The sequence below is a fragment of the Sphingomonas populi genome (assembly GCF_004208535.1).
GTDB lineage: Bacteria > Pseudomonadota > Alphaproteobacteria > Sphingomonadales > Sphingomonadaceae > Sphingomonas > Sphingomonas populi.
Map to the genome: position 1 here is coordinate 1 of NZ_SGIS01000154.1, position 1,198 is coordinate 1,198.

A 1,198-nucleotide genomic window follows, 5' to 3' on the forward strand; every position below is an offset into this window, starting at 1 on the left:
GCAGGGCTATCGCATTTGAGCGAGGAGAGAAGAGAGATAGTCGTCGTGCCATCCGGCGTGTTTAAATTTTCTGCGGATGGAGAGTTTTCGGGTGTCGTGCTGGAGCAAATTGAGGGCGAGGCGTCGTAACAGGGCGATGTTTTGAGCGCAGTGATCGGATCTGGTGAAGATGCGATCTTCGCCGAGGACGACATCGAGCAGCCAATGTTGTTGGTTCTCGATGGTCCAATGAGCGCGGATGACGCGTAGAACCTCGCTTGGTGGCAAGAGGGAGGAGAAGACGGCGTAGCGCGTGTCGGTCTGCTCCTGCCCTTTTATGCGGCGCGTGCTGTCGATCCGGGCGACGGCGCACAGATCCTCGAACTCATATTGCTCGGCCCAGCCGGCAGGTGTCGGGACCACCCACGCGCGGCGCTCTTCATCGCGGCCATGGGCGGTTTCACTCGTACTGGCGGCCCGTTTGGGATCGGGGTTTGCCAGCAGCGTCTGGATCGCCTTGTGGAGCGGGCCGCGATTGCCTTTGATGACAAGGGCATAGTCGCCACCCCGGGCCCGGATGGCGGAGACCGTCTGACGGTTGCTGTGCAGGGCATCGGTCGTCACGGTGCAGCCCGTCAGATCGAGCATGGCGATGATCTCGCGGGCGGCCGTGACCTCGCTGCGGTTCGGGGCATGGCATTGGCTGAGCACCAGCCTGTGGTCCGCAGCCCAGGCCGTCACGAGATGCAACGGCATCGTACGCCGGGCCGTATCGACCGCTCCGCGTAGCGACTTGCCGTCGATGGCAATGATCGGCCCGGTCATGCCATGGCTTTCCAGCGTCGCCGCAAAAACACCCGTGAACGTGCGGAACGCCGCCTCGAAGGCGGGAGGATCGAGCAGCCGGAACACCCGGCTGAAGGTGTCATGGCTCGGCGTCCCGTGATCCAGATCCATGAACTGGCTCAGCAAATCCTGCTTCGCCTCGCCGAAATCCGCCATATCCACACACGTCTCGGCGCCGCACAGCATCGCCGCGAACGCTATCAGCAAAATATCGGGCAAAGCGTGGCTGACATTCGCTCGCCGCGGATCTGGCACAACTTCGAACAACTCTCGAAAACCACGCACCTGCATCTCCCGGTCTTTCCAGAAGACGCTTCAGAATCCTTTTTCCTGCCCGGCGCTACTCCCTCCAGCTCAAATGCGATTCCCCTGC

Annotated in this window: 1 protein-coding gene; it reads right to left on the reverse strand. The window is 61.8% G+C overall.

Annotation, left to right across the window (positions count from 1 at the left end; translation table 11 throughout):
* Window positions 1–6: 6 nt before the first annotated feature.
* On the reverse strand, window positions 7–1,116 hold the full coding sequence (locus EWE75_RS24655) for an ISAs1 family transposase (RefSeq protein WP_130160641.1): 1,110 nt from the start codon (window positions 1,114–1,116) through the stop codon (window positions 7–9).
* Window positions 1,117–1,198: the final 82 nt, after the last annotated feature.